The sequence below is a fragment of the Marinobacter lipolyticus genome (genome assembly GCF_018424605.1).
GTDB lineage: Bacteria > Pseudomonadota > Gammaproteobacteria > Pseudomonadales > Oleiphilaceae > Marinobacter > Marinobacter lipolyticus_B.
The window spans coordinates 344,179-367,396 of the sequence record NZ_QTKT01000001.1 but is presented as its reverse complement, the minus strand read 5'-3'; the positions used below and the strand labels follow the sequence as shown (position 1 = coordinate 367,396).

Annotated in this window: 20 protein-coding genes; 12 read left to right on the top strand and 8 right to left on the bottom strand. The window is 60.6% G+C overall.

Annotated elements, in window-relative coordinates; genetic code table 11:
• The first annotated feature begins 15 nt into the window (after positions 1–15).
• On the top strand, positions 16–1,716 hold the full coding sequence (gene betA, locus DYI22_RS01670; protein WP_213476291.1) for a choline dehydrogenase: 1,701 nt from the start codon (positions 16–18) through the stop codon (positions 1,714–1,716).
• A gap of 21 nt (positions 1,717–1,737) precedes the next feature.
• On the opposite strand, the gene DYI22_RS01665 is transcribed toward betA, so the two are convergent.
• From DYI22_RS01665 to DYI22_RS01645, 5 genes are all read right to left on the bottom strand, one after another.
• Positions 1,738–3,300: an FGGY-family carbohydrate kinase gene (locus DYI22_RS01665; protein WP_213476290.1), complete on the bottom strand. Its 1,563-nt coding sequence runs from the start codon at positions 3,298–3,300 to the stop codon at positions 1,738–1,740.
• Positions 3,290–4,921 (bottom strand): glycerol-3-phosphate dehydrogenase/oxidase, encoded by a 1,632-nt coding sequence (locus DYI22_RS01660; RefSeq protein WP_213476289.1) that lies wholly within the window; start codon positions 4,919–4,921, stop codon positions 3,290–3,292. The genes DYI22_RS01665 and DYI22_RS01660 overlap by 11 nt, the downstream gene beginning before the upstream one ends.
• Positions 4,918–6,513: an FAD-binding oxidoreductase gene (locus tag DYI22_RS01655; RefSeq protein ID WP_213476288.1), complete on the bottom strand. Its 1,596-nt coding sequence runs from the start codon at positions 6,511–6,513 to the stop codon at positions 4,918–4,920. The genes DYI22_RS01660 and DYI22_RS01655 overlap by 4 nt, the downstream gene beginning before the upstream one ends.
• Before the next feature lie 125 nt (positions 6,514–6,638).
• The gene (locus DYI22_RS01650; RefSeq protein WP_213476287.1) at positions 6,639–7,295 is read right to left on the bottom strand and encodes a transglutaminase-like cysteine peptidase; all 657 of its coding nucleotides are present in this window, start codon (positions 7,293–7,295) and stop codon (positions 6,639–6,641) included.
• An 8-nt stretch (positions 7,296–7,303) separates the two neighbouring features.
• Positions 7,304–7,963: a type II secretion system protein N gene (locus DYI22_RS01645; protein ID WP_213476286.1), complete on the bottom strand. Its 660-nt coding sequence runs from the start codon at positions 7,961–7,963 to the stop codon at positions 7,304–7,306.
• A 192-nt stretch (positions 7,964–8,155) separates the two neighbouring features.
• Here DYI22_RS01645 and gspE point away from each other — a divergent pair, with 192 nt between their 5' ends.
• Genes gspE through gorA form a run of 11 tightly spaced genes read left to right on the top strand, consistent with a single transcriptional unit; the run spans position 8,156 to position 18,014 of the window.
• Complete coding sequence (gene gspE / locus DYI22_RS01640) at positions 8,156–9,664, top strand: type II secretion system ATPase GspE (protein WP_213476285.1); 1,509 nt, start codon at positions 8,156–8,158, stop codon at positions 9,662–9,664.
• A gap of 4 nt (positions 9,665–9,668) precedes the next feature.
• Complete coding sequence (gene gspF, locus DYI22_RS01635) at positions 9,669–10,883, top strand: type II secretion system inner membrane protein GspF (RefSeq protein ID WP_213476284.1); 1,215 nt, start codon at positions 9,669–9,671, stop codon at positions 10,881–10,883.
• 42 nt (positions 10,884–10,925) lie between these two features.
• A complete protein-coding gene (gspG, locus tag DYI22_RS01630; RefSeq protein ID WP_213476283.1) occupies positions 10,926–11,405 on the top strand; it encodes a type II secretion system major pseudopilin GspG in 480 nt (159 codons plus the stop codon).
• Between the two features lie 6 nt (positions 11,406–11,411).
• Positions 11,412–11,942 (top strand): type II secretion system minor pseudopilin GspH, encoded by a 531-nt coding sequence (gene gspH / locus DYI22_RS01625; protein WP_213476282.1) that lies wholly within the window; start codon positions 11,412–11,414, stop codon positions 11,940–11,942.
• Positions 11,939–12,313: a type II secretion system minor pseudopilin GspI gene (gene gspI, locus DYI22_RS01620; protein WP_213476281.1), complete on the top strand. Its 375-nt coding sequence runs from the start codon at positions 11,939–11,941 to the stop codon at positions 12,311–12,313. Before gspH ends, gspI begins: the two co-directional genes overlap by 4 nt.
• Positions 12,313–13,062 (top strand): type II secretion system minor pseudopilin GspJ, encoded by a 750-nt coding sequence (gene gspJ / locus DYI22_RS01615; RefSeq protein WP_213476280.1) that lies wholly within the window; start codon positions 12,313–12,315, stop codon positions 13,060–13,062. Before gspI ends, gspJ begins: the two co-directional genes overlap by 1 nt.
• Positions 13,059–14,063 carry a type II secretion system minor pseudopilin GspK gene (gene gspK / locus DYI22_RS01610; protein WP_213476279.1) on the top strand — a complete coding sequence of 335 codons (1,005 nt, stop codon included), beginning with the start codon at positions 13,059–13,061 and terminating at the stop codon, positions 14,061–14,063. Before gspJ ends, gspK begins: the two co-directional genes overlap by 4 nt.
• 2 nt (positions 14,064–14,065) lie before the next feature.
• Entirely contained in the window at positions 14,066–15,370 is a 1,305-nt protein-coding gene (gene gspL, locus DYI22_RS01605; protein ID WP_213476278.1) for a type II secretion system protein GspL, read from the top strand.
• A 4-nt stretch (positions 15,371–15,374) separates the two neighbouring features.
• Positions 15,375–15,902: a type II secretion system protein GspM gene (gene gspM, locus DYI22_RS01600; RefSeq protein ID WP_213476277.1), complete on the top strand. Its 528-nt coding sequence runs from the start codon at positions 15,375–15,377 to the stop codon at positions 15,900–15,902.
• A 54-nt stretch (positions 15,903–15,956) separates the two neighbouring features.
• Complete coding sequence (locus DYI22_RS01595) at positions 15,957–16,622, top strand: GNAT family N-acetyltransferase (RefSeq protein ID WP_213476276.1); 666 nt, start codon at positions 15,957–15,959, stop codon at positions 16,620–16,622.
• A gap of 30 nt (positions 16,623–16,652) precedes the next feature.
• Entirely contained in the window at positions 16,653–18,014 is a 1,362-nt protein-coding gene (gorA, locus tag DYI22_RS01590) for a glutathione-disulfide reductase (RefSeq protein ID WP_213476275.1), read from the top strand.
• Positions 18,015–18,041: 27 nt separating this feature from the next.
• On the opposite strand, the gene DYI22_RS01585 is transcribed toward gorA, so the two are convergent.
• From DYI22_RS01585 to DYI22_RS01575, 3 genes are read right to left on the bottom strand one after another with little or no spacing between them, the layout of a single operon-like run.
• Positions 18,042–19,979, bottom strand: coding sequence for an ATP-binding protein (locus DYI22_RS01585; protein ID WP_213476274.1), 1,938 nt, complete (start codon positions 19,977–19,979; stop codon positions 18,042–18,044).
• Positions 19,972–20,946, bottom strand: coding sequence for an ABC transporter substrate-binding protein (locus DYI22_RS01580; protein ID WP_228300731.1), 975 nt, complete (start codon positions 20,944–20,946; stop codon positions 19,972–19,974). Before DYI22_RS01580 ends, DYI22_RS01585 begins: the two co-directional genes overlap by 8 nt.
• 34 nt (positions 20,947–20,980) lie before the next feature.
• Positions 20,981–23,068 (bottom strand): TonB-dependent receptor plug domain-containing protein, encoded by a 2,088-nt coding sequence (locus DYI22_RS01575; RefSeq protein WP_213476273.1) that lies wholly within the window; start codon positions 23,066–23,068, stop codon positions 20,981–20,983.
• Positions 23,069–23,218 lie beyond the last annotated feature (150 nt).

The following is a 23,218-nucleotide window of genomic DNA, read 5'->3' as shown; positions in this document are numbered from 1 at the left end:
GACGGAGACGGTGCCATGGGTAACACGACATCAGAGGATGTGTTTGATTACATCATCGTCGGCGCCGGTTCCGCCGGGTCGGTGCTGGCGGATCGCCTGAGTGCCGACGGCCAGTACCGGGTGCTGGTGCTGGAATTTGGCGGCAAGGACAACTCGGTGTTCATTCAGATGCCGACGGCCTTCTCGATTCCCCTGAACAAACCGAAGTTTGACTGGGAACTCTACACAGAGGCCGAGCCCGGGCTGAATGGCCGCAAGATCCATCAGGCGCGGGGCAAGGTGATTGGCGGATCGTCGTCCATTAACGGCATGGCGTATGTTCGCGGCTGTGCCGGCGATTACGAGGAGTGGGTGGAGCAGGGCGCCAAGGGTTGGAGCTACGAAGACGTGTTGCCCTATTTCCGCCGTGCCGAAGACTGCCTATACGGGTCCGATGATTATCGCGATACCGGCGGGCCGCTCGGGGTCTGTAACGGCAACAACATGAAGAACCCCCTGTACCGGGCTTTCATCGACGCGGGGCGGCAGGCCGGCTACGGTGAGACCAAGGATTACAACGGCTATCGTCAGGAAGGCTTCTGCCGGATGGACATGACCGTCAGGGACGGGCGCCGTTGCTCCACTGCCAACGCCTACCTCAAGCCAGCGCTCAAGCGTCAGAATCTCGAGCTGCGAATGCACGCGCTGACCACGCGGGTGCTCCTTGAGGGTAAGCGGGCGAACGGTGTGGAGTACCGCCACGGTGGCCAGACATACACCGTTCGGGCGCGCCGGGAAGTCATCCTCAGCGCCAGCGCCTTCAACTCGCCGAAACTGCTGATGCTGTCGGGCATCGGGCCGGCGGAACACCTGCGGGAGATGGGGATTGAGCCGGTGCATGACCTGCCCGGCGTTGGCCAGAATCTACATGACCACCTGGAAGTGTGGATTCAGCAGGCCTGCACCCGGAACATCACCCTGAACAGTTGGCTCAACCCGTTCGGGCAGGCGCTCATCGGTGCCCGCTGGCTATTTTTCAAAAGCGGTCTGGGGGCCACCAACCATTTCGAGTCCAACGGCTATATCCGCAGCCGTGCCGGCCTGAAGTATCCCGACCTGCAGTACCACTTCCTTGCCGGCGCCATTGCCTATGACGGTTCCAGTGCCGCTGAAGGGCACGGTTTTCAGGCCCATCTGGGGGCCAACAAGCCCAAAAGCCGTGGCTGGGTGAGGCTTGCCTCCAGCGATCCCCAGGCGCCCCCGCGGATCTGCTTCAACTACCTCCAGGAGGAAGAGGACAAGCAGGCCTACCGGGCCGGAATACGCCTGACCCGGGAAATCTTCGCGCAACCGGCGTTTGATCCCTACCGGGGCGAGGAGCTGATGCCGGGCAAAGCGGTGCAGAGCGACGCTGAAATCGATGCCTGGGTCGCGGACAACGCCGAAACCGCGTACCACCCCTGCGGAAGCTGCCGGATGGGTACCGATGCCATGGCCGTGGTGGATCCCGAGTGCCGAGTCCACGGGATGCAAGGCCTGAGGGTGGTGGATTCGTCGATCATGCCAACCGTGACCAACGGCAATATCAATGCGCCGACCATCATGATCGGTGAGAAAGCCGCCGACCTGATCTTGCGGCGCACGCCTCTGAAACCTTCCGCAGCGCCGGTGTATTTTCCCGATGGCTGGGAAGCCCGGCAGAGAGAAGGGGCGCCGGAACGGTCGGGCGATAACTAGAGGCCCTGATGACGCGCCGGCTCAGCGCGGGTAACCCGTAATCTCGCGAATAGTCTGGTACAGCGGTTGCAGTTGCGGATACATTTTCAGGTACACCTCGCGATAGAGGCGGTCGTACAACGCCTGTGTCTGCGGGTTTGGGTAAAAGGTGTCGCCAACGCGAGTCATGGCCGCCACCGCGGCATCAAAATCCGGATGCAGCCCCAGGCCGACCGCAGCGTCAATGGCGGCGCCCAGGCCGGAGGTTTCGTAAGTGTGGGGCCGTTCGGCGGGCAGGCCAAACACATCGGCGGTAAGCTGCATGGCGGCATCGCTCTGGGAACCACCACCGGCCACCCGCAGTGTGCGGATGGCGACCCCGCTGCGCTTTTCAATCTTCTCCTTGCCCTCGCGCAGGGCGTAGGCCAGGCCTTCGAGTATGGCGCGGTACAGATGGGCGCGGGTGTGCACATCGCCGAAACCGATAATCGAGCCTTTGGCCTCCGGCCCCGGCTGGCGGACGCCGGGCGACCAGTAGGGCTGCAGCATCAGCCCCATGGAGCCAGCAGGCACGGCCTCAACCAGCTCATCGAAGAGCGCTTCCGGTTCGATATCGCGCTGCTCGGCCAGTTTCTGCTCGCGCAATCCGAATTCCCGCTTGAACCAGCTCACCATCCAGAATCCCCGGTAAATCATCACTTCCGTGGCGTAGTGGCCGGGCACGGCGGAAGGATAGGGAGGCATCAGGCGGATGGGCTCAACGTAGCGTTTGCTGGTGGTGTTGATGGTGGCAGTGGTGCCGTAACTCATGCAGCCAACGTCCGGCGTCAGACCACCGGAGCCCAATATCTCGCAGGCTTTGTCGGAGGCGGCCGCGATCACCGGCAGCCCCGGCGGCAGGCCTGTATGGGCAGCGGCATCCGGGGTGAGGGTGCCGATACGTTCGCCGGGCCGGACCAGTTCCGGCAGCATATCCGGGCGGATCGGCATGGTTTGCCACTTGAAGTCACGGCGGCCCGCCCAGCGGTGCCGGCGATAATCAAAGGGAAGATAACCGACCTGGCTGCCGATGGAATCCCGGTATTCGCCAGTCAGGCGAAAGTTGAGATACCCCGAAAGCAGCAGGAAGCGAGCCGTTTTTGCCCAGATGTCCGGCTGGTTCTGGGCAATCCAGTTGGCCTGGGTCTTTTCCCGGAACCGGGTGATGGTGTCCTCGAGCCGGGCAACCTTGAACAGCCAGCCCCATAAACCTTTCACCGGGCCCTCCACGTGGGCATGGCGTTGATCCAGCCAGATAATGGCCGGGCGCAGCGGGTTGCCGTCGGCGTCAAGATTGATCACGGTGCCGCGCTGGGTGGTGACAGTGACGCCAACCACCTGATCCGGCGTTGCCGTGGTGTTTTGCCACAGAAGTTTGCAGGCGATACCCAGGTTATCCCAGAAGTAGTCGGGGTGCTGTTCCGCCCAGCCCGGATGTTCCGAGAAATAGGGCTCAATCTCCTGTTTGCCTTTGCCTGCCAGGTTGCCGTCAAGGTCAAACAGCAGCGCCCGAACGCTCTGGGTACCATTATCTATGGCCAGGATCAGGGGCTTTTTACTGGTCATCGCCGGAACCCTTACCGGTTTCTGGCATGGAATAGGCGGCCCGCCAGATGCCCAGATACCGGTCCGTTTCGGCCTGCCAGCGCTCGTCGTCCCAGCCCAGAAGGTGCTGGCAACGGGCTTTTAAGGTCGCCAGCAGTTCCGCTCCGCCGTCCGCCAGCGTCAGCCCGAGCCGGGTGCGCCGCAACATCAGGTCATCCAGGTGCACAACGTCGGCACTGCGGCAGGCCCACAGCACTTCTGCCCATACCACATCGCCGTTGCGGGCGACTGGCTGCAGTTCCTGTTCCGCCAAGACGTCCGGGAGCAGAGGCCCGTAGAATCCCTGTAGGCGATGCCACTGCAAGTGAGAAAGCGCCACTGGCTTCTCCATCACCGGGGCCGCGGAGAACACCGGCTGCTGGTCCGCTCGAAGCGCAAAAGCGCCAGGCAGTTGAGGGGCTCCCCGTTGCAGGGCTTCCCGCGCGATCAAACGGAAGGTGGTCAGCTTGCCGCCGGCAATACTGATCAGCCCGTCGTCTTCCCAGAACACATGCTCACGGTTCTCCTTCGACGGGGCTTTGCTATTCCCGGAGGAAACCACCGGACGAACGCCGGCCCAGGTGGCGATCACATCGCCGTGTGTCAGCCTCCGGCCCGGAAACAGGGTATCCGCTACCTCAAGCAGGTAATCCACTTCCTCCGGGGTAATGGCGGGCTCACGGTCGAGATCGTCGCGGTGATCGAGATCGGTGGTGCCCAGTACCGTTGTACCCTGCCAGGGAAACGCAAACACCGGGCGCCCGTCCCGCGGATGAAACAACGAAACCGAACAGGAGACCGGCAGGCTGCTGAAAGGGACAATCAGATGACTACCGCGCAACGGGCGAATGCGGGCTGTCTCCGACGTTGCGGTTTGCAGCCGACCCGCCCAGGCGCCGGTGGCGTTAATGACCAGCGCAGTGGTGACGTCAAAGCTGCCGTCCTGCGCCCGTTCCGTGTCGGTCAGCCGCACACCGGTCACAGAATGGTCCGGGCCCGGGCTGCGGAGAATCTCGCTGGCGGCCACGTAGTTAACGCAGGTGGCGCCGGCACTGCGTGCTTCTTCAATCAGCCGCTGCACCAGGCGGGCATCGTCTGTGACCGCATCGGTGAAGCCACTGGCGCCTGTCAGCCCGTTTGTTTGCAGGCCGGGTACCCATTGCTGGGTCTGGCCCGGTGTCAGGTAATGGCGGCTGTGGTTGCCGGCGATGCGGTCATAAAGCCGAAGCAGCAATTGAAAGAGCCGTGGCCCGGGAAACTGTTTGTGGAAATGGGGCATCACGAACCGCAACGGATCAATCAGGCCGGGTGCTTCTTTCATCAGCCGTTCCCGCTCGTGGACGGCGTCCCGCGTCAGGCGAAAGTGGCCGCTGCCGAGGTATCGTAGCCCGCCGTGCACCATCTTGGAGGATCGGCTGGAGGTGCCCCAGGCAAAATCCTTCTGTTCTATCAGTAGCGTTTTCAGGCCACTGGCCGCCGCCTCTCGGACGATGCCGGCACCGGTAATACCGCCGCCAATGACAACCAGATCAAACACCGCCGAGGTGTCCCGCAGCTGCTGGATGACGCCGTCTCGACGGCCGGATGACACCTGCGGGCTCATGGCTGCACCAGAGTGCCCGGGTTCAGCCGCTGATCCGGGTCGAAGGTGTCGCAAAGCGAACGAATGGCCAGTATGCCGAGTTCGCCTTTCTCCACCGGCAGATAGGGTGCGTGATCCTTGCCAACCCCGTGTTGGTGGCTGATGGTGCCGCGATTGCGCACGATCAGCTCTGAGGTGGTGGTTTTGAGGTGTTGCCACCGGGCCAGGGTCTCCTCATAGCTGTCGGCCACCCGGAAAACATAGGTGGTGTAAATGCTGCAGCCCTGGGGGTAGAAGTGGGAGAGGTGGGTGAAAACGTGCGCCTTTTCTCCCTTTTCATTCAGTCCGTTACGAAGGTTTTCTTCAATCCGGTTTAAGAGATTGTCGACGTTGTCCCAGTCGGTGGCGGTTTCCAGGGTATCGACTGCGTAGCCCAGTTGCCACAACGCCTCGCGCAGGTACGGCATGGTGAAGCGTTTCTCGGCCCACTTGTCGCCCAGACGGGTTCCCGTGTAAACGCCCTGGTAATCCGAGCAGATTGAACGCGCTTCCCGCAGCGCGTGACGGTGCTGATGTTTTGAGCCGGTCAGGCCGAAGGTCATCATGCATTTTCTGTCGGCGGATCCTCTGAGCGACAGGTAAGATTCCAGCAAACCGATCAGTTTGGGATGGCCGGCCAGCGCCAGCTGGGTTTCGGTTTCAACGGCGTTGCTCAGGCGCAGCATGGAAAGCTGGGTGCGATTTTGCACCAGTTTTCGGCACGCGGTGCGGGCGCTGTCCCAGTCGGGGAAGAACACGACATGGAAGCTTTCCTGCTCGGGCAGGGGCGTGACCCGCACAGCCACTTCGGTAATCACCCCGAGCCGGCCTTCCGAACCCAGGATCATTTCCCGCACATCGGGGCCCGCACTTGAGGCGGGCAGCGTGGGAATGGTCAGGCTCCCCCGCAGCGTTTCAATCCGCCCGCCGGCAAACAGCTGTTCGATACGACCGTAGCGCAATGATTGCTGGCCACTGGAGCGGCTGGCGACCCAGCCGCCGATGGTCGAAAGCTCGAAGGACTGAGGAAAGTGACCGAGGGTGTACCCGTGGGCCCGCAATTGCGACTCCACCAGCGGGCCGGGCGTGCCCGCGCCGAAGGTGGCGATCTGACTTTCCCGGTCAAGATCCAGCAACCGGTTCATCCTGCTCATATCCAGCGTGAGTACGGGGGTGGCGCCGGCCTGGGGGTTGATGTGGCCCGCCACGCTGGTGCCGCCACCGTAGGGAATCAGCGCCACACCGTGCTCTTCGGCGTATTTCAGCAGGTTCTGCACGTCGCGGTTGGTTTCGGGATAGGCCACGCCGTCCGGGAAGGTTCCGAAATCGCCACTGCGCATCGCCAGCCAATCGGCCAGGCTCTGGCCCCGTGCATGACGGATGCGGTGTTCGGCGTCGGTGTTGATTGCCGGGTGGCTCGGCAACCGGGAGGCCGGTACCCGTGGCTTGACCGACTCCAGCCCGACATCCGGCAGAGGGTTGGCGCTGCCGATACGCTGCCCGAGGAACTGACGGCCTTCCGGGGGAAGTTCCAGATTGAATTGGTCATCACCCCAGCCGTTCCAGCGTCTCATTCAGCGTATCTCCCGTTAGTGGTTTACAGGTAAGCGAAGGGTTGGAATTCTACCGTTTTCTGAATCGGTTACAGTGACGATTGGCGACAGAGCGGGTGTCATTTGCCGCCATCAATCTCCGGGTGTTACCGCAGCGCGTCGATCAGGCGGCGGTTCACATCCTGCCAGTGCTCCAGCTTTTCCGCCTCGCCAATGCGCTCCTGGTCACCGCCGGAACGGTTGAGCCATAGCCCCTCGCCGTTAAAGCTGTACACCGGCTCGAGATCCTGTCGTTGCGAGGCGGGCTTTATTTCGTTGATCAGGTTGTCGAGGATCAGGGGGTCGGCGTCCGGCTGTGGGTACCAGGCCAGCACCATGTGGGCCTGATTCAGCTCAAGCGCCTTCACGTACACGATCCGCAACTGATCATCGGGGACGCCCATGGACTTGAGGGTGAGGTATTTGGCGATCGAGAAATCCTCGCAGTCGCCGGCATTGGTCGTCAGCAGTTCGACAGGTGTCGCCCAGTAATCCTCGACGCCCCAGTGTTCGATGTCGTTAACAAAGCGGGCTCGGTTGAAAAACCGGTTCACCAGCGTGAGCTGGCGTTTGACCGGGGCCCGGGAGGCGAGGCGATGCAGGTTCTCCCAGTTCTCGAGGCGGCTGTAGGCCTCGTTACCAAATTCCTCCCGCACGTACTCCATCAGTTCGTCGCCCAGTTCCAGGGCTGTGACCGTAGAAATCAGGAATACGAGGGGAAGCAGGAGCGAACGGCGGCATACGGGGCGGGCGGCCGTCTCCATGATGGGGCTCAGCTGTTGTTGTTCCGCAGGCGTTCGCGGAGTTGCTCAAGCCGGCGCCGGATTTCTTCACGTCGCTGGTCGTCGGTGGCCGGGCTGCTGGTGGCTGGCTGGCTCGCACCCTCGTCAGTGCCAGAGGGGGAATCGTCGGCGGCGCCATTGTCGTCGTTGGCAGCAAAGCTCACGCCACTGCGATCATCGGCTTCCGGGAAGTACAGGTTTTCGAGCATGCCGCCGCGCTCAATGATCACACGGTTGGCGTGCACGGAGCGGAGTTTGGCATTGCCAGGCAATTCATCGCCGACCAGGTAGGCTTCCGTGTTGCTTTCGGAGTCTTCGATCAATGCGCTGCCGGGAAATTCGCCATCGGCGGCCAGTACACCGCGAAGAAACAGTCGCAGATTCGTTTCCGGGAGATTTTCAGTGTCGATTTCAGATGGGCCTGATGTTTCACCGGCACGGCCGAACAGGTCAAGCGAGGCCAGTTTCACGTCCGGGGTTGTGGATTCATCCGCGGCCGCACCGGCACTGCTTGCTTCAGTTTGTTGCTGGCGTTCCCGTTGATTTTCGGACTGCCAGAAACTGTATGCCTGCCAGGCTGTCACAGCAATCATTGCCGCGCCGGCGACGGCAGCCAGAAGCAGTGCTAAGCGGGTGTGGTTCGAAGGCATGGAGTGTCCCGGCTGTGAATGTACGACCCTGTAAAAAGCTCACAGGTTATCAGACTGCGACGCTTAAATGGCAGTATAGTGTATAGAGTTATTCAGCGGTTCCAAATCCTATGGTAGCCTTTCAGAATCGATTGAATAGAAAGGGATTACGGAGCTGACCGTTCCGCACCTGGCAACAAAACGAGGACGACCTTGAACACAGAACACGAACTTCAGCCGCAGGATGCTCCGCTGGGCCGTCTTCCGTTCGCCTTTGCCAAACGCAATGGCGTCATCCTTACCCGCGATGAGGAGGGCGATCCGGTCATTCTCGTTCGCCCGGGGGCGGGGCATTCGGCTCTGGCCGAGGCCAACCGCATCAGCGGGGGCCGCGCCCGTTTTTCCACCATTGCTCCGGAACGCTTCGACGCCGCGCTGAATGCCGCCTATCAGAACGATTCCGCTGAAGCCATGCAGATGGTTGAAGGTATTGGCGATGACATGGATCTTGCCTCCCTCGCCGATTCGGTGCCAGAAACCGAAGATCTGCTGGAACAGGAAGACGACGCGCCGATCATCCGCCTGATCAACGCCATCCTGACCGAGGCGGTGAAAACCTCCGCCTCGGATGTGCACATTGAAACTTACGAAAAAAGGCTGGTGGTGCGGTTTCGGGTAGACGGCGTGCTGCGTGAAGTGGTTCAGCCGAAACGGGCACTGGCGCCGTTGCTGGTGTCACGGATCAAGGTCATGGCGAAACTGGATATCGCCGAAAAGCGCCTGCCCCAGGACGGTCGTATCGCCCTGCGGGTGGCTGGCCGGGAGGTGGATATCCGGGTGTCCACCATGCCTTCCTCCAGCGGTGAACGGGTGGTCCTGCGTTTGCTGGACAAACAGGCCGGCAATATCCAGCTGGAATCCCTTGGCATGGAAGGCCGGGATCTCAGTGTGTTGCGCAAGCTGATCTACCGTCCCTACGGCATCATGCTGGTGACCGGTCCCACCGGTTCCGGTAAATCAACCACGCTTTATGCGTCGTTGCTGGAAATCAATGATCGCAGCCGCAACATCCTGACGGTCGAAGATCCGATCGAGTACGACCTGCCGGGGATCGGCCAGACCCAGGTGAATACCAAGGTCGACATGACGTTCGCCCGCGGGCTGCGCGCCATCCTGCGTCAGGACCCGGACGTGGTGATGATCGGTGAGATCCGTGATCTGGAAACCGCAGAAATTGCGGTACAGGCCAGTCTCACCGGCCACCTTGTGTTGTCCACCCTGCACACCAACACCGCTGTGGGGGCGATAACCCGGCTGATGGATATGGGCATTGAACCTTTCCTGATTTCCTCCAGCTTGGTGGGCATCGTGGCCCAGCGCCTGGTTCGGGTTCTGTGCAAGGAGTGCCGGGAAGCCTATGTGCCGACCCAGGAGCATTGTGACTTCCTCCAGCTCGACAGCCACAACCCGCCCATGATCTATCGCGCGACCGGTTGCGACCAGTGCAACCAGCTGGGCTATCGGGGCCGTATCGGTATCTATGAAGTGGTCGAGGTGACCGACGAAATCAGCGCGCTGATCCACAAACGGGCAGGGGAGCTGGATCTCGAGTACGAGGCGCGCCGGTCCGGCCCCAGCATTCACGCGGACGGTGTCAAAAAAATCCTGGATGGCGTCACGACGGTAGAAGAAGTTCTGCGCGTAACCCACCGGAGCCAATAACGCCATGCCAGCATTCGAGTACAAGGCGCTCGACGCCCGCGGCAAGCAAAAACAGGGCGTGGTGGAAGCGGACGCGCCCCGCGCCGTCAGGCAACAGCTTCGTGAACGGGGTCTGACGCCACTGGCGGTGGAGCCGGCGGCGGAGAAGCAGGCGCGGGGGCGTAACCCGCTGAGCAGTCGCGGTGGGCTGGCGGCGGCAGACCTGGCTCTGGTCACGCGGCAGCTGTCCACGCTCATCCAGTCCGGTATTCCCATCGAACAGGCCCTCTCCGCCGCAGCGCAGCAGTCCACCAAGCCGCGAATCCGCGGCATGCTGATAGCCATACGCGCCAAGGTGATGGAAGGCTACAGCCTTGCCGACAGCCTGGGCGAGTTCCCCAAGGCATTTCCCCGTCTCTATCGTTCCACGGTGGCAGCGGGTGAACACGCCGGCCACCTGGATCTGGTGCTCAACCGGCTGGCGGACTACACCGAGGCCCGCCAGGAAGCCCGCCAGAAAATCCAGTTGGCCGCCATTTATCCCATCATCCTGAGTGTGGTCGCCATTGCCATCGTGGTGTTCCTGCTGACCTACGTGGTGCCCGACATCATCGAGGTCTTCGTCAGGCAGGGGCAGGATCTTCCCGGACTGACCGTGGCGATGCTTTCGGTGTCGGAATTTCTCGGGAATTTCGGTGTCTACCTCCTGATATTGATCGTGATCGGCATCGTTGCGTTCCGGCTGGCCTTGCGCAAACCCGCGTTCAGGCTGAAGTTCCATCGGGCATTGCTTAATATGCCGCTGCTTTCCGGCATGGTGCGGGGTGTAAACACCGCCCGTTATGCCAGCACTCTCAGTATTCTGACCACCAGTGGCGTGCCGCTGGTGGATGCCATGCGCATCGCCGGGGAGGTTCTGTCGAACGACTACCTGCGGCAGGAGTTGCGGGATGCCGCCCGCAAGGTCAGCGAGGGCGGCTCGCTGCACCGTTCACTGGATCAGACCGGTTATTTCCCGCCGATGATGCTGCATATGATTGCCAGCGGCGAGGCCAGTGGTGAGCTTGACAGCATGCTTGAACGCACGGCAAAAATGCAGGAAAACACCCTGCAATCGAAAATTGCGGCCATCGTCGGCTTGTTTGAGCCGATGATGCTGCTGGTCATGGGCGTGGTGGTGCTGATTATAGTGCTGGCCATCATGCTGCCGATCCTCAACATGAGTAATCTGGTCGGCTGAGCTGACATCCTATCCCGACGACAATGGAAGAGAGTCCCTGATATGACGAACACAGCAAGCAACCCGGAAATCAAGCGCTACCCGGCGACCGGCCTGCGAAAGAGCCGCGGTTTTACGCTTATCGAGATCATGGTGGTGATGGTCATCCTCGGCCTGTTGGTGGCCATTGTGGCGCCCAACATTATGGGACGCAGCGATCAGGCCAAGGTAACGGTAGCGGAAACCCAGCTGAGCAACATCGCCAATGCGCTGGATCTTTACCGCCTCGACAATAGCCATTACCCCTCCACCCAGCAGGGGCTTGAAGCACTGGTGAGCCAACCCAGCGGCAGCCCGGAACCGCGGAACTGGAACCCCGACGGCTACCTCAAGAATGTGCCGGAAGATCCGTGGGGAGCCCGCTACCAGTACGTCAGCCCGGGTACCGAAGGTCCCTACGATCTGTACTCTTACGGTTCCGATGGCCAGGAAGGTGGCGACGGTGACGCCGCTGATATCAGTGTCTGGGAAACCCGGGACTGATGACCTGTGGTTAAGGGGGCAGCCGAGTCAGGCTTCACGCTGATCGAGATTCTGGTTGTTCTGATTGTTGTGGGACTGCTGGCCGCCCTGGCGGTAATGAATCTCGGTGGCGGCTCCCAGCAGCGCGAGCTGGAAAATCACGTCAGGGAAACCTATCTGCTGATGCAATCGGCATCGGAGCAGGCGGTGCTGAACAACAGCGAGTTGGGGCTGATTTTTCAGGAGGACAGCTACCGGTTCGTGATGCTGGATGAGGTGGCCGACGAATGGACGGAGCCTGCCGAGCGTATGTTCCGCGAGCGCAGCTACCCGGAGTGGCTGGTAGTCACGGAATTCATCGAAAGCGATACCCCGAGGCTTGCCTCTGCCGAGGACAACTTACGCCCGGATATCGTCTTTTTCTCAAGCGGTGAAACCACGCCGTTTGAGGTGGAATTCACCATCGGCGATAACGGCGACTACATGCACGTGCTGGCCTCAGATGGTCTTTCTCCGCTGGAGTGGCGCCGGCCGGGCGGCGAAGAGGAAGAGGAATGAAGCGCCAGCGCGGGTTCACACTGATCGAAGTGTTGGTGGCGTTGCTGGTCTTCAGTCTGATCGCCACCGCAGCGGCGGAGGTTGGCAGCCAGTACATTGCCAGCTACGAACGCATCCGCGACAAGACGCTGGCAGGCTGGATTGCCGATAACCGCATCAATGAACTTCGTCTTGAAGAAGCCTTACCCGGTATCGCCGAGAATTCTGACGAGACGGACTACGGTCCTTTTCGCTGGCTGGTGGCCACGGCGGTTCTCGGCACTGAGGAACCAACGATGCGCCGTGTCGAAGTAACCGTAGCCCGCATCCGGGATGACGGCAGCGAGCCGGTTCCCGTTCACACCCTGTCTGCCTTCATCGGAGCAAACTGATGAATCAGAAAGGCTTTACCCTGATGGAAGTGCTGATCGCGGTGGCCATTACCGCGGTCATCGGGCTGGGGGTCTGGCAGGTGCTCAGCGGGGTGGTGTTGGCGCGGGACCGGGTCAACGAGGCGGCCGACGCCTTTGATCAGTTGCAGAAAACGATGCTGCTGCTGGAGCGGGATCTGACCCAGTTGGTAAACCGTCCGGTCAGGGACATGTACGGGGATTTCAAGCCAGCGCTGACCAGCCGTGAAGACGAGTATGCTCTGGTACTGACGCGTCAGGGCTGGCGTAACCCGCTGGGTACCCGTCGCAGCGGCCTGCAGCGGGCGGGCTGGGAGTACACGGGGGAAGAACTCAGGCGCCGGTATTGGCTGACGCTGGATCAGGGTCAGGAAGACAACAGCCAGGACATGCTGGTGCTTTCCGATGTCACCGCGTTTGAGATTCGTTTCTTCGATGCCGAGCGCAACTGGAGCGATGGCTGGCCCACGGAAGAGGCACTGGCCAATCTCAGCCCCGGAGCCCGCCCGGAGATTCCGTTGCCGATGGGTATTGAAGTTACCCTGGAACACGAACAGTTCGGCGAATTGGTGCGAACCTTTGCGTTGGCCGATTTCGAAGGTGAGGTCGCCCAGGGCATGGTGAATGCCGCGAACGAAGCCAGTGAAGACGCGGACGCCGACACCGATGAACAGGAGCAGCAACCGGACGAGTCGCAGCCCGGAAATGCGGCAGGGGGCAACCTGCAATGACAACGTTAACGGCCCTGGGTGCCCGACAGCGCGGGGTTGCACTGATCATGGTGTTGCTCGCCATGGCGCTGGTGGTGATGCTGGCCACTGGCATGACCCAGCAGCAAAGTGTCCGGGTATTTCGTGCCAGCCATTATCTTGCCCAGCAACAGGGGCTCAGTGTGGCGCTGGGGGCAGAGGCCTTCGCACGGCAGATCCTGGTCCGGGATTTTGAAACCGATAAGGAAGAGAATCTCATGGTGGACAGTCTCGATGAGTTCTGGGCCGCCAACGCCGCGATCCTTCCGCTGGATGAAAACGGTGTCGCCGAGGTTCAGATTGATGATCTTGGCGGCCGCATTAACCTGAACGATCTGGTCGCCAGCAATGGTCAGGTGGATCCATTAACCCGGGAACGCCTGACCAACCTGTCCCTGGCCCTCGATATATCGGAATCGTTCGTGGATACCCTGATAGACTGGATAGACCCCAACGATCAGACCACCAGTGCCTATGGCGCGGAAGACGGCCAGTACTTGATGGCCGAGCCGGCGTTCCGGGCCGCGAACCAACCGTTCGTCAGTGTGACCGAGCTGCGACTGCTCGAAGGTATGACTGAGGAAATCTACCGCAAGCTTCGCCCCCACGTTACCGCGTTACCGGTGCGTGGTCTCGGGATCAACGTGAACACCGCTACGGCGGCGGTTCTGCGCTCCCTCCATGAGGAGCTGACAGAGGCACAGGCGACGTCTATTCTTGAGAAACGGAAGGAAGAGCGGTTCGAGAATCTTCAGGACTTTCTGGCGCTGCCAGAGTTTTCCGGGCTGGGTCTGAAAGCCAACGGGCTCGGGCTGCAAACCCGTTTTTTTGAGATCGTGTCGCGGATTACCTACGATGACCGCGTAGCGAATCTGGTAAGCACCGTTTTTCGCAATCCGGAGGGCGAGGTGCAAACGGTCGACCGGGATACCGGGCAGAAAAACCGCATCACCAAAGAGCCGTTTACTATTTCAGAAGGATAGACATGTCTTACCGACTTTATGTCAGGCCCCTGGCACCCTTTGCGGACCTGGACCACAGCCCGGACGCGCAACTGTATAACTGGGTTCTGCACGATGCCAGCGGTGATTCCCAGGCCCGTGGGACCGCGGACCCCCGTGACGTGATTGAGCAGACCCTGAGTCAGAACGCGCTGGAGAACGTGCTGCTGATCGGCCTGGTGCCGGGCGACGAAGCACTGTTCTGCGTTGCGGATATCCCCGCCAAACAGACCCGGTTCATTCAGCAGGCGCTGCCTTACGCCGTGGAAGAACAGATCGCTCAGGATATCGACAGCGTGCATCTGGCTCTTGGAAGCCGTATCGAGGGCGGGTTCCGCGTGGCGGCCATTGACCGGGAGCGGATGGCTAACTGGATTGATCTGTTCAGCGGATGGGACCATTTGCGTCTTGACGCTATTTTTCCGGACGCCGCACTGTTGCCCGAAACCGATGGCGGCTGGTCGATCTGTCTGGACGGTGACAATGCCATGCTGATCAGCGACCGCGGCGAATGGTTAAGCATCCAGTCGCGCAACCTGGCGATGTTCGGGTATACCATGGCGACCCCGCCGTCCGAGGAAGTGGTCGCCGAAGTCCCCGTGACCATCTATGGAACCGAGCAGGAGCTGGACCAGCAGCAGGCCGCGATCAGTGAACTGCGTGGGGCAGGGCGACTGCGGGTGCGCCTTGAAACCATCGAATTGATGCCGCTGGAGCTGCTTGCCCACGCCCACCATCACCATTTGTCCGAGCCGATCAATCTCTGCCAGGGCAGCTTCGGCGTGAAGACCGGCAAGGCAAGCCCGCTGCGCGCCTGGAAGCCGCTGATTGCGGTGGCCTGCGTGTGGTTCGTGATTCAACTGGGCGTGGAAGCCGGTATGGGGTACTACCACCAGAAGCACGCCGATGATACCCGGGAACAGGCCATGGCCATTTATCGGGATACTTTTCCCAACGATCAGCGTACGCACGCTGGCAACGTGCGCCGGGTGATCGAAGGCCAGCTGCGTACCATTGGTTCTGGCGGCCCCAGTGCAGACTTCATCACCCTTATGAAGTACACCGGAGACCAGTACGCCAAAGTACCCCAGAACCAGTCGCTCACCTTCAATTCCATCAACTACAGTCGCTCCAGGGGCGAACTAGTGGTTGATATCCGCGCCGACAGTTACGATCGTATGAGCGCACTTCGCAGCGGCCTGACTCAGCAGGGCCTGGAGGCCCAGATTGGCTCGGTAGTGAATGAATCCAGTGGCGCCCGCGGGCGCTTGACGGTCTCGGGAGGCTGAGTCAATGCTGACAAAACTGAAAGAACAGCCGGCGGTTGAGAAGCTGATTGCCCAGTACGACCAGCTTCCTCGCCGGGATCAGCAGGCATTGACCGTACTTGCCGTTGCGGTGTTTCTCGGCCTGTTGTATTTCGTGATCTGGAGACCAGTTGCCGGTTACCACGAACAGGCGGTAAGCGCCCGGGAGAATGCCGAAGAATTATTGTCCTGGATGCAGGCCAATGAAGCGTCGCTTGAGCGCCTTTCCGAGCGCGAAGGCGGTGGTGGTCCTGCCGCCAATGCACCGGAAGATGGCCGCGCACTGATGGCTCTGGTGACCCGCAGCGCCGGCGAATCCGGGCTCTCGTTGCAAAGGTTCGAGCCCAGTGGCTCGGATGCGATCAGGGTGTGGCTCGAGGATGTGTCGTTTGCAGAGGTTGCGGCCTGGCTGGAAAACCTGACCGCAAACCATGGTGTGGTCATTGATCAGGCTGCGCTGGACAAGCAGGATGAACCCGGCATTGTGTCGGTTCGGCTGACCCTGACCATCTGAGCCCGGGGGCCTGACGTAAAGGGTTAGCCAGATGTGAAAACAGGAGCAGACCGGATGAGTGATGGCAAAGATAAAAACAACAAACCAGAGCCAGTGGTTGTTCGGCTTGATGACAGCGCGCGGAACGAGGCCCGTTCCATTCTTTTTCACGCCTACCAGCACGAACCCACGTTCCAGTACCTTTTTGACCACCGGCGGCCGGGTTATGAGCAGCGGGTGAGGGCGACCATTCGTGAGCTGGTCGATCTGTATCTGGATCTGCATCAGGAAGCCATCGGTATCATGGTCAATGACACCCTGGTGGCCGTGGCCTACATCGGCGAACCGGATCTCAGGCTGAATCTGGCCGATCAGCTGAGCTGGCGTATCCGCATGGTGCTGACCGCCGGGTTTGCCAGTACCCGGCGGTACCTGGACTATCACGAGAAGATCAAGGAGCTATTGCCCCAGCCCCTGGCTCATCAGTTGCCGCTGATGGGGGTGAATCCGAAATACCAGAACCGCGGTTATGGCCGGCTGCTACTGTCAACCGTGGAGCGCCTTTGTGCGGAAAATCCCCGTGGCAGCGGGCTGGTTCTCGACACCGGCAACAGCCGGTATCTGCCGTTTTACGAGTCCGAAGGATTTCGCAGTCTGGGCAAGATCCGGCTGGGGGATTTCGAGGACCACGTGTTGTTCCGGGAAGTAACGCCTTCGGAGCGCAAGGCGATTCCCGGATGACGTCATCACAGTTCAATTTCAGGAGACGATGTGTCTGACAACCAGGATTACGATCTGATCATCATTGGCGCCGGTTCCGGCGGCGTGCGCCTCGCCCGTATGTCGGCCCAGCGTGGTGCCCGCGTGGCGGTGGTGGAATCGCGGTATCTGGGCGGTACCTGTGTGAATGTCGGCTGCGTACCCAAGAAACTGTTCGTTTACGGCGCCCACGTGGGTGAGGATCTGAGCGATGCGGCGGGGTATGGCTGGACCGTCCCCCAGGATCAGGTTCGATTCGACTGGCCGACGCTGGTTGCCAACAAGAACGCGGAAATAGAGCGGCTGAACGGTATTTACGGCCGCATGCTGGAGAACGCCGGAGTCACGGTGATCGAGGGCACTGCCTCGTTGCCGGACGCGAACACCGTGCAGGTCGGCGACCGTCGGTACACCGCCAAACACATCACCGTAGCCACGGGTAGCTGGCCTGTGGTGCCTGATGTACCGGGCAAAGACTGCATCCTCACCTCTAATGAGATGTTTTACCTGCCCCAGCTTCCGCGGCAGGCAGTGGTCTGGGGCGGCGGCTATATCGCCGTGGAGTTCGCCGGCATCCTGGCCGGGCTCGGGGTAGAAACCACGTTGCTTTACCGTGGCGAGATGTTCCTGCGGGGCTTTGATGACGATATCCGCGAATTCACCGCCCAGGAAATGCGCAAGAAGGGTGTCGACCTTCGCTTCGGTGTCACCATTGAGTCGGTGGAAAGCGATGGGGCGCATTACGAGGTTACCCTCAACGACGGCAGCCGGCTGAACACCGGTCTGGTTATGGCCGCCACCGGGCGCCGGGCGTTGATCGACGGTCTGGGGCTGGAAGAACTGGGGGTTCAGCTAAGTGCGTCGGGGCACGTGGTGGTGGACGATCACTTCCAGACCGCAGTGCCGTCCATCACCGCTCTCGGGGATGTGATCGGTACGCCCCAGCTTACGCCGGTTGCCCTGGCCCAGGGCATGGTGCTGTCCCGTCGGCTGTTTGGTGACGGACAAGGCGACATGGATTACAGCTGCATACCCACGGCGGTTTTCTGCCAGCCCAACATCGGCACGGTAGGCCTGACGGAAGCGGAAGCGCGGGAGGCCGGGCACGCGGTCAGTATCTACCGGTCGGAATTCAGGCCCATGAAACACACACTCAGTGGCCGGGATGAGCGTTGCCTGATGAAGCTGGTGGTCGATGCTCAGAGCGATCGGGTGCTCGGTGCCCACATGGTGGGCCCGGATGCCGGTGAGATCACACAGGGCCTGGCCGTCGCCATGAAAGCCGGTGCCACTAAAGCCCAGTTCGATAGCACCCTCGGCATTCACCCCACCTCGGCTGAGGAATTTGTCACCATGCGGGAGCCGGTCGCCTGATCGGAACCCCTGCTCACAGCCGTCGGATCAGATTTTCATCCAGCGGCTCAGCACCGTTCTCAGGGTTTCCTTACGCACAGGTTTCGCCAGGTAGTCGTTCATGCCGGCATCGTGGCAGCTGGCCTCGGTACCGGGCAGGGCGTCAGCGGTGAGGGCAATGATCGGCGTTCCGCCCTGGCCATTGCTTTGTTCCCATTCGCGAATGCATCGGGTGGTTTCGTAACCGTCCATGATCGGCATCTGGCAATCCATCAGAATGACATCGTAACCGGCGTGATTGGTACGCACGAGGTCCAGGGCTTCCTTGCCGTTGTTCGCGGCATCCGTTTCGAAACCCAGACGGGTGAGCAGGGCGGAAGCCACGCGCTGGTTCACGGGATTGTCTTCCACCACCAGCGCCCGTGACGCCGTGTCGGGCAGTGCCAGATTGTCAGCGGCAGCCGTGGCAGAGGCTTGCGCGGGCAGGGCGTTACTGAGTTCCAGCGGCACTTCAAACCGGAACGACGAGCCCTTGCCCAGATCGGTTTCTACCTGAACATGTCCGCCCATCAGTTCGACCAGGCGCTGGACCAGCGACAGCCCCATCCCGGCGCCGTCATGGCCACGACTGTCTCCGCTGTCCACCTGCTCGAAGGAGTTGAAGATACCGTTGAGCCGTTCCACCGGAATGCCGGAACCGGAGTCGGTGACTGAACAGTTAAGCACCACGCAACTGTCCTCAAGCGCGAACCAGCCGGCTTGTATGTTGATGTACCCGGCACCGGTAAACTTGATGGCATTGTCGATCAGCCCGGCCAGGATCTGCCTGAGCCGCGGCGCATCTCCGACCACGAACGGCTGGTCAGGCCATTCGCCGTAGAAGGCCAGTGTCAGCGAAAGTCCCTGTTGTTCCGCGGCCAGCTTGTAGCTGGCGGTGCAATTGGTAATCAGCTGGCGCAGGTCGAACTCCCGGTTCTCCAGGTGCAGTTTGCCCCGGTCGATGCGGGAGTAGTCCAGGATATCGCCGATAACCGTCAGCAAGTCCTCGGTCGATTGGCGGGCCGTCTGAAGATAGTCCTGCTGCCTCGGGCTCAGGGGTTCTTCGTTCACCAGCTCGATCATCCCGAGTACACCGTTCAGGGGCGTTCGTAATTCGTGGCTCATGGCGGCCAGAAACTCCGACTTTGCCTGGTTTGCCTGTTCGGCCTTGGTGCGGGCTTTTTCCGAGGCTGCGAGCGTCTGGGCACGGGATTCCTTCAGGTTGTTGAGGTGATCCGCCAGCGCGTTCAGATGTTCTTCAAGTTCCTGAATCTCTCGGGTGTTGTGGTTCTGACTGACCGGAACCGGGCTGTAATCCCGATTGATCAACTGTTTGACCCGGGTCGACAGACCACGGATGGGCGACAGGATGCCCGAGAGCGTCTGGTTGACGATCAGCATGGTGAACAGCAGCAGGGCAATGCCCACCGCCAGCGAGGTCCACAGTATGTCGCTGCGCCGTGCGGCCAGGTGCTGCTTGCTGACGCCGACCTGAACGGTACCGACCCTCAGGGCGCCGCCGCCGAAACCGTAATCCGGCTCGAACCACTCGGTCTGGCGGCTGCCGCCCAGATCCAGCGGCTGTTGGAGGATCTCGGATTCAAAGATGTCAAAGGTATCGTCGTTGTTAATGGCCGGTTCGGCACTGTTGGATACGAAACCGACTTCATCGCCCATCACATCGGACACCCGAATCCATTGCGCGCGACTGCGTCGCAGTGACTGCGACAGTATCTGGTCCAGTGCCGCGGTATTGCCGGACACCACCGCGTACTCGACCGCCGGGGCAAGGCTGTCTGCCAGCATCTGGCTGCTATCGGCCAGATCCTTGCGGGCATCCTCGAGGCGCGCGGTGGTAAAGAACACCATCAATACAACAAACATCACGATGGCGGGCACTGCCCCCAATAACATCAGTTTTCTGACCAGCGGGGCCGACTTACTCATTATTACTCTCCCCTTGACCGGCGAGCCGTGCTTCTATGGTCGCCCGTATCTCTTCCCGTGACGGAAGCGGAATGTTCAGCGAACGGGCAACCTGACGGTTTATCTCCAGTTGAAAAGTGTCAGGATAATAGGGCGGAGGAAAACGGCCGGTTTTCTGGAAACCGGTGACCAGCTCCGCAGCAGCCTCTGCCATATCCTGCAGCGGTGTATAGGTAGACGCCAGTGCTCCCGCCCTTACGTACGCCTGGCTCGGCCCGATGACAATCCGGCTACGGCGGTAGGTGGTCAGCAGAATGTGTTTGATGGTGCGGGGGTTGTAAATATTGCTGTCGGAGGCGGCGAGCAGGAAGTCCCCGTACTCGAGCGCGCGGATAAGCGTGGGGATCAGATCGTCGGTATGGCCGACAACAAACACCCGGCCTTCCAGACCCAATTGCGGGAGTTGGGGCGTCAGCGATTCGTAAAGTTCGGCGCTTTCGGGCGTTGCCAGCATGGCAACACGGCTTGCATGGGGAAGAATCACCTTGCCCGCAACGGCCTGGCGCAGCAGCGGTGGGTTGTAAAGCACGGCGCCGACCCGGCCCTCGGATCGGTTGGCGTAGCCCTCGATAAAGGTGGACTCAACCAGCAGGGCGAGAATGGGAACGGAGCGGCTTTCCTGCCGAACTCGGGTAAACGCTTCCGGGCCCAGGGTGATGGTCAGGCTGTCGCTGTCCTGGGATGTCTGCCCTGACTGGAAGGGGCGCAGCTCGAATGCATCTCCCAGCGCATCCGAGAGCAACGTGGTCACGTGTTGGGTCAGAGCCAGATTGGCTTCGGTGCCCGCTACGTAGATCACGGTGCGGCCCGGGTCCTGGGCGGCAGCGGGACTGACGAAGGCGAAAACCAGCAATAAAAGGCAAAACCACGCTTTGGTGGCGAACGCACCGTCAGGGGAGCTGCGTGTTATCTGCTCGTCTGGTTTCATACCGTCCCGGGTTCACTACGTTCCATTAACCGCTTCAGAAGCGCACTCCCGCTTCTACGAAAAACTGGTTGTGATCGCTGATGATATTGTCCGGGCTCAATTCGGGATCCCGGTTCAGATAGTGTTGCATGGTCACGCCCAGTTCGTAACTGTATTTCGGGGCATAAATCCGGCGGGCAATCCGGAAATCGGCTCGTTCAAAGTGCGAGCGTCGGAATTCATCGGCCCAATAGAAGGTGGCCGCAGAGGTCAGATCAAACGCCCACTGCTGAACCCAGGCGAAACTGCCGGAATGCTCCACCGACAACCGCCCCAGCAATTCAACCACATAACGCTGATCGCCGGCGTCGAGGGCGCTCGGATCCCCGGTGTACCAACCGTCCTGATCCAGGCGGGCGTAGGTGGCCCGCAGCTTGGTGCTGGCGTAATCAACCGAGGTTTCCACCTCGAAACCCTCCTGATCCAGAGCGACGTTGTTGTCGATAAACCACTCTTCCTCGTTGATCACGCCGCTGATCATGTCCCGTAACTGGTCGTTGAAGTAACGAACCTCCATGGAGAACAGCGCCTGGCTGACGTAAAACTGGCCAAAGTAACTGATCTCCCGGGAGATGATGCGCTCCTCCTCCAATTCCTCGCCAAAGGATGAGGTGGCAGGGTCGACCAGGTCTTCCACTTCAAACCGCTGACCTTCCAGGAATTCGTAGGGGCTTTGCACGTTTCTGGGCCGGTAGGACCAATCCGGTGTCTGCTCGAAGGCATCCGGGGTACGCACGGCTTCGGAATACACGAACCGTATGGCCTGATTGTGGGAGATGATGAAATTGGCCGCCACACGGGGCGAGAAATAACCCTCGTCGGTGGTTGTCGTGGTCTCCCAGTTGCCGCCGGTGTTCAGGGTTAGCCATTCAAAGGGCGAATACTCAAGGTTGCCGAAGGCGCGGGATTGATAGTTGTTCCCGCGGCCGTTAAAAAAGGTTTCAGAGCGAAAGGTGTCCTGGCGATAGCCGAGTCCGGAGACCAGCTTGAGATCCGGGTTGAAATACAGGGTGTCCTGGATTTCAAACTCCAGCCGGGATTCTTCGATGTCTTCATTCAGATCCGCAATAAATGGCGCCGGGTCGTCGCCGGGACTGCAGTCGCCGGGTTCAAAATCGAAATCGGGCGATTCCCCCGCGATGATTCCGTCAATCACCGGACCGGACAGGCAAACCGGCCACCGCTGTCGTCTCTGGTAGTTCTGATAGCTGACCTGCAGGTGAAAAAAGTGATTTGCCGACGGGGCAACGTTCAGCCGGGTCTGGAGGTAGTAGTCGTCAACGATGATGTCCGGGTTTCCGGTGGCGCCCAGCTTGCCGTTTTTACGCAAGTCTTCTTCATTAACCCCATCGACAACGCCGCCACGCAATTCCAGGTTGATCTGGTCCGTGAGACGGGCGATACCATCGTAACTGAACGTGTTGATGTCATAGCCATCGTGGAAGGGGTAAAACTCGTCGTTATCGATCTGTTTGTCGAAGCCGTCGGACTTGCGTTTTTCATAGGCCAGACGCCAGCTGTAGGGCTCGCTGGCGTTGCCCACCGATCCGAAGGTGCGCAGGTAGCCCCTTGATCCGGAGGCGGCACGAAGCTGCACGCCTGCGGTGTCATCCGGCGAACGGGTGATGATGTTGATGGTGCCCAGAAACGCGTTGATACCGTGTGCTGCGGAATTCGGCCCCCGGCTGACCTCAATGCGCTCAATGAGCTCCAGGGGCACGGGCATGGTGTGCCAATCGGTATCAGACAGGCTGGCGCGGTAGGACGTGCGGCCATCCACCTGAATCTGCAGGCGTCGCTGTTCGTAATGCACGGTACCGTGATAACTGGCCACGGGGTTGTTGCTGCCCACTTCCGTCACCGTCATCCCGGGCACCAGGCGGAAGACCTCGACCAGGTTCATGATCCCGAGATCGCGAATCAGATCCCCTTCAATGATGGTGGTGGTACCCGGCACCTTGGACTTCGGCTGCCGCAGCCGGGTGGTGGTCAGCACCTCGGGTAAGGCCGGCTCCAATGCTGTCAGCGCCGAAAAATCTGGGGATGTCTGTTCATCCTGCCCGAGCGCAGGTGTTCCAATCATCCACAGCGCGGTGAATAGAAGCACTGTTGGAGGTGCAATGCCGGGACAGACAGGTGAATAGAGGGCGGAACGGGAAACAGAGTTCGTAACAGGCATGGGTGTCGTTTTATAATTCGCCGAGTAGAGTGGTTGTTATCGCACTTGGACGCC

Bases quoted from the DNA above. Each gene is read 5' to 3' on its own strand.
- DYI22_RS01595 (WP_213476276.1), top strand. From the start codon at position 15,957: ATGAGTGATGGCAAAGATAAAAACAACAAACCAGAGCCAGTGGTTGTT.
- gspK (WP_213476279.1), top strand. From the start codon at position 13,059: ATGACAACGTTAACGGCCCTGGGTGCCCGACAGCGCGGGGTTGCACTG.
- betA (WP_213476291.1), top strand. From the start codon at position 16: ATGGGTAACACGACATCAGAGGATGTGTTTGATTACATCATCGTCGGC.
- DYI22_RS01575 (WP_213476273.1), bottom strand. From the start codon at position 23,068: ATGATTGGAACACCTGCGCTCGGGCAGGATGAACAGACATCCCCAGAT.
- gspF (WP_213476284.1), top strand. From the start codon at position 9,669: ATGCCAGCATTCGAGTACAAGGCGCTCGACGCCCGCGGCAAGCAAAAA.
- DYI22_RS01665 (WP_213476290.1), bottom strand. From the start codon at position 3,300: ATGACCAGTAAAAAGCCCCTGATCCTGGCCATAGATAATGGTACCCAG.
- DYI22_RS01585 (WP_213476274.1), bottom strand. From the start codon at position 19,979: ATGAGTAAGTCGGCCCCGCTGGTCAGAAAACTGATGTTATTGGGGGCA.
- gspG (WP_213476283.1), top strand. From the start codon at position 10,926: ATGACGAACACAGCAAGCAACCCGGAAATCAAGCGCTACCCGGCGACC.
- gspI (WP_213476281.1), top strand. From the start codon at position 11,939: ATGAAGCGCCAGCGCGGGTTCACACTGATCGAAGTGTTGGTGGCGTTG.
- gspM (WP_213476277.1), top strand. From the start codon at position 15,375: ATGCTGACAAAACTGAAAGAACAGCCGGCGGTTGAGAAGCTGATTGCC.
- DYI22_RS01580 (WP_228300731.1), bottom strand. From the start codon at position 20,946: ATGAAACCAGACGAGCAGATAACACGCAGCTCCCCTGACGGTGCGTTC.
- DYI22_RS01650 (WP_213476287.1), bottom strand. From the start codon at position 7,295: ATGGAGACGGCCGCCCGCCCCGTATGCCGCCGTTCGCTCCTGCTTCCC.
- DYI22_RS01655 (WP_213476288.1), bottom strand. From the start codon at position 6,513: ATGAGACGCTGGAACGGCTGGGGTGATGACCAATTCAATCTGGAACTT.
- DYI22_RS01645 (WP_213476286.1), bottom strand. From the start codon at position 7,963: ATGCCTTCGAACCACACCCGCTTAGCACTGCTTCTGGCTGCCGTCGCC.
- gspL (WP_213476278.1), top strand. From the start codon at position 14,066: ATGTCTTACCGACTTTATGTCAGGCCCCTGGCACCCTTTGCGGACCTG.
- gspJ (WP_213476280.1), top strand. From the start codon at position 12,313: ATGAATCAGAAAGGCTTTACCCTGATGGAAGTGCTGATCGCGGTGGCC.
- DYI22_RS01660 (WP_213476289.1), bottom strand. From the start codon at position 4,921: ATGAGCCCGCAGGTGTCATCCGGCCGTCGAGACGGCGTCATCCAGCAG.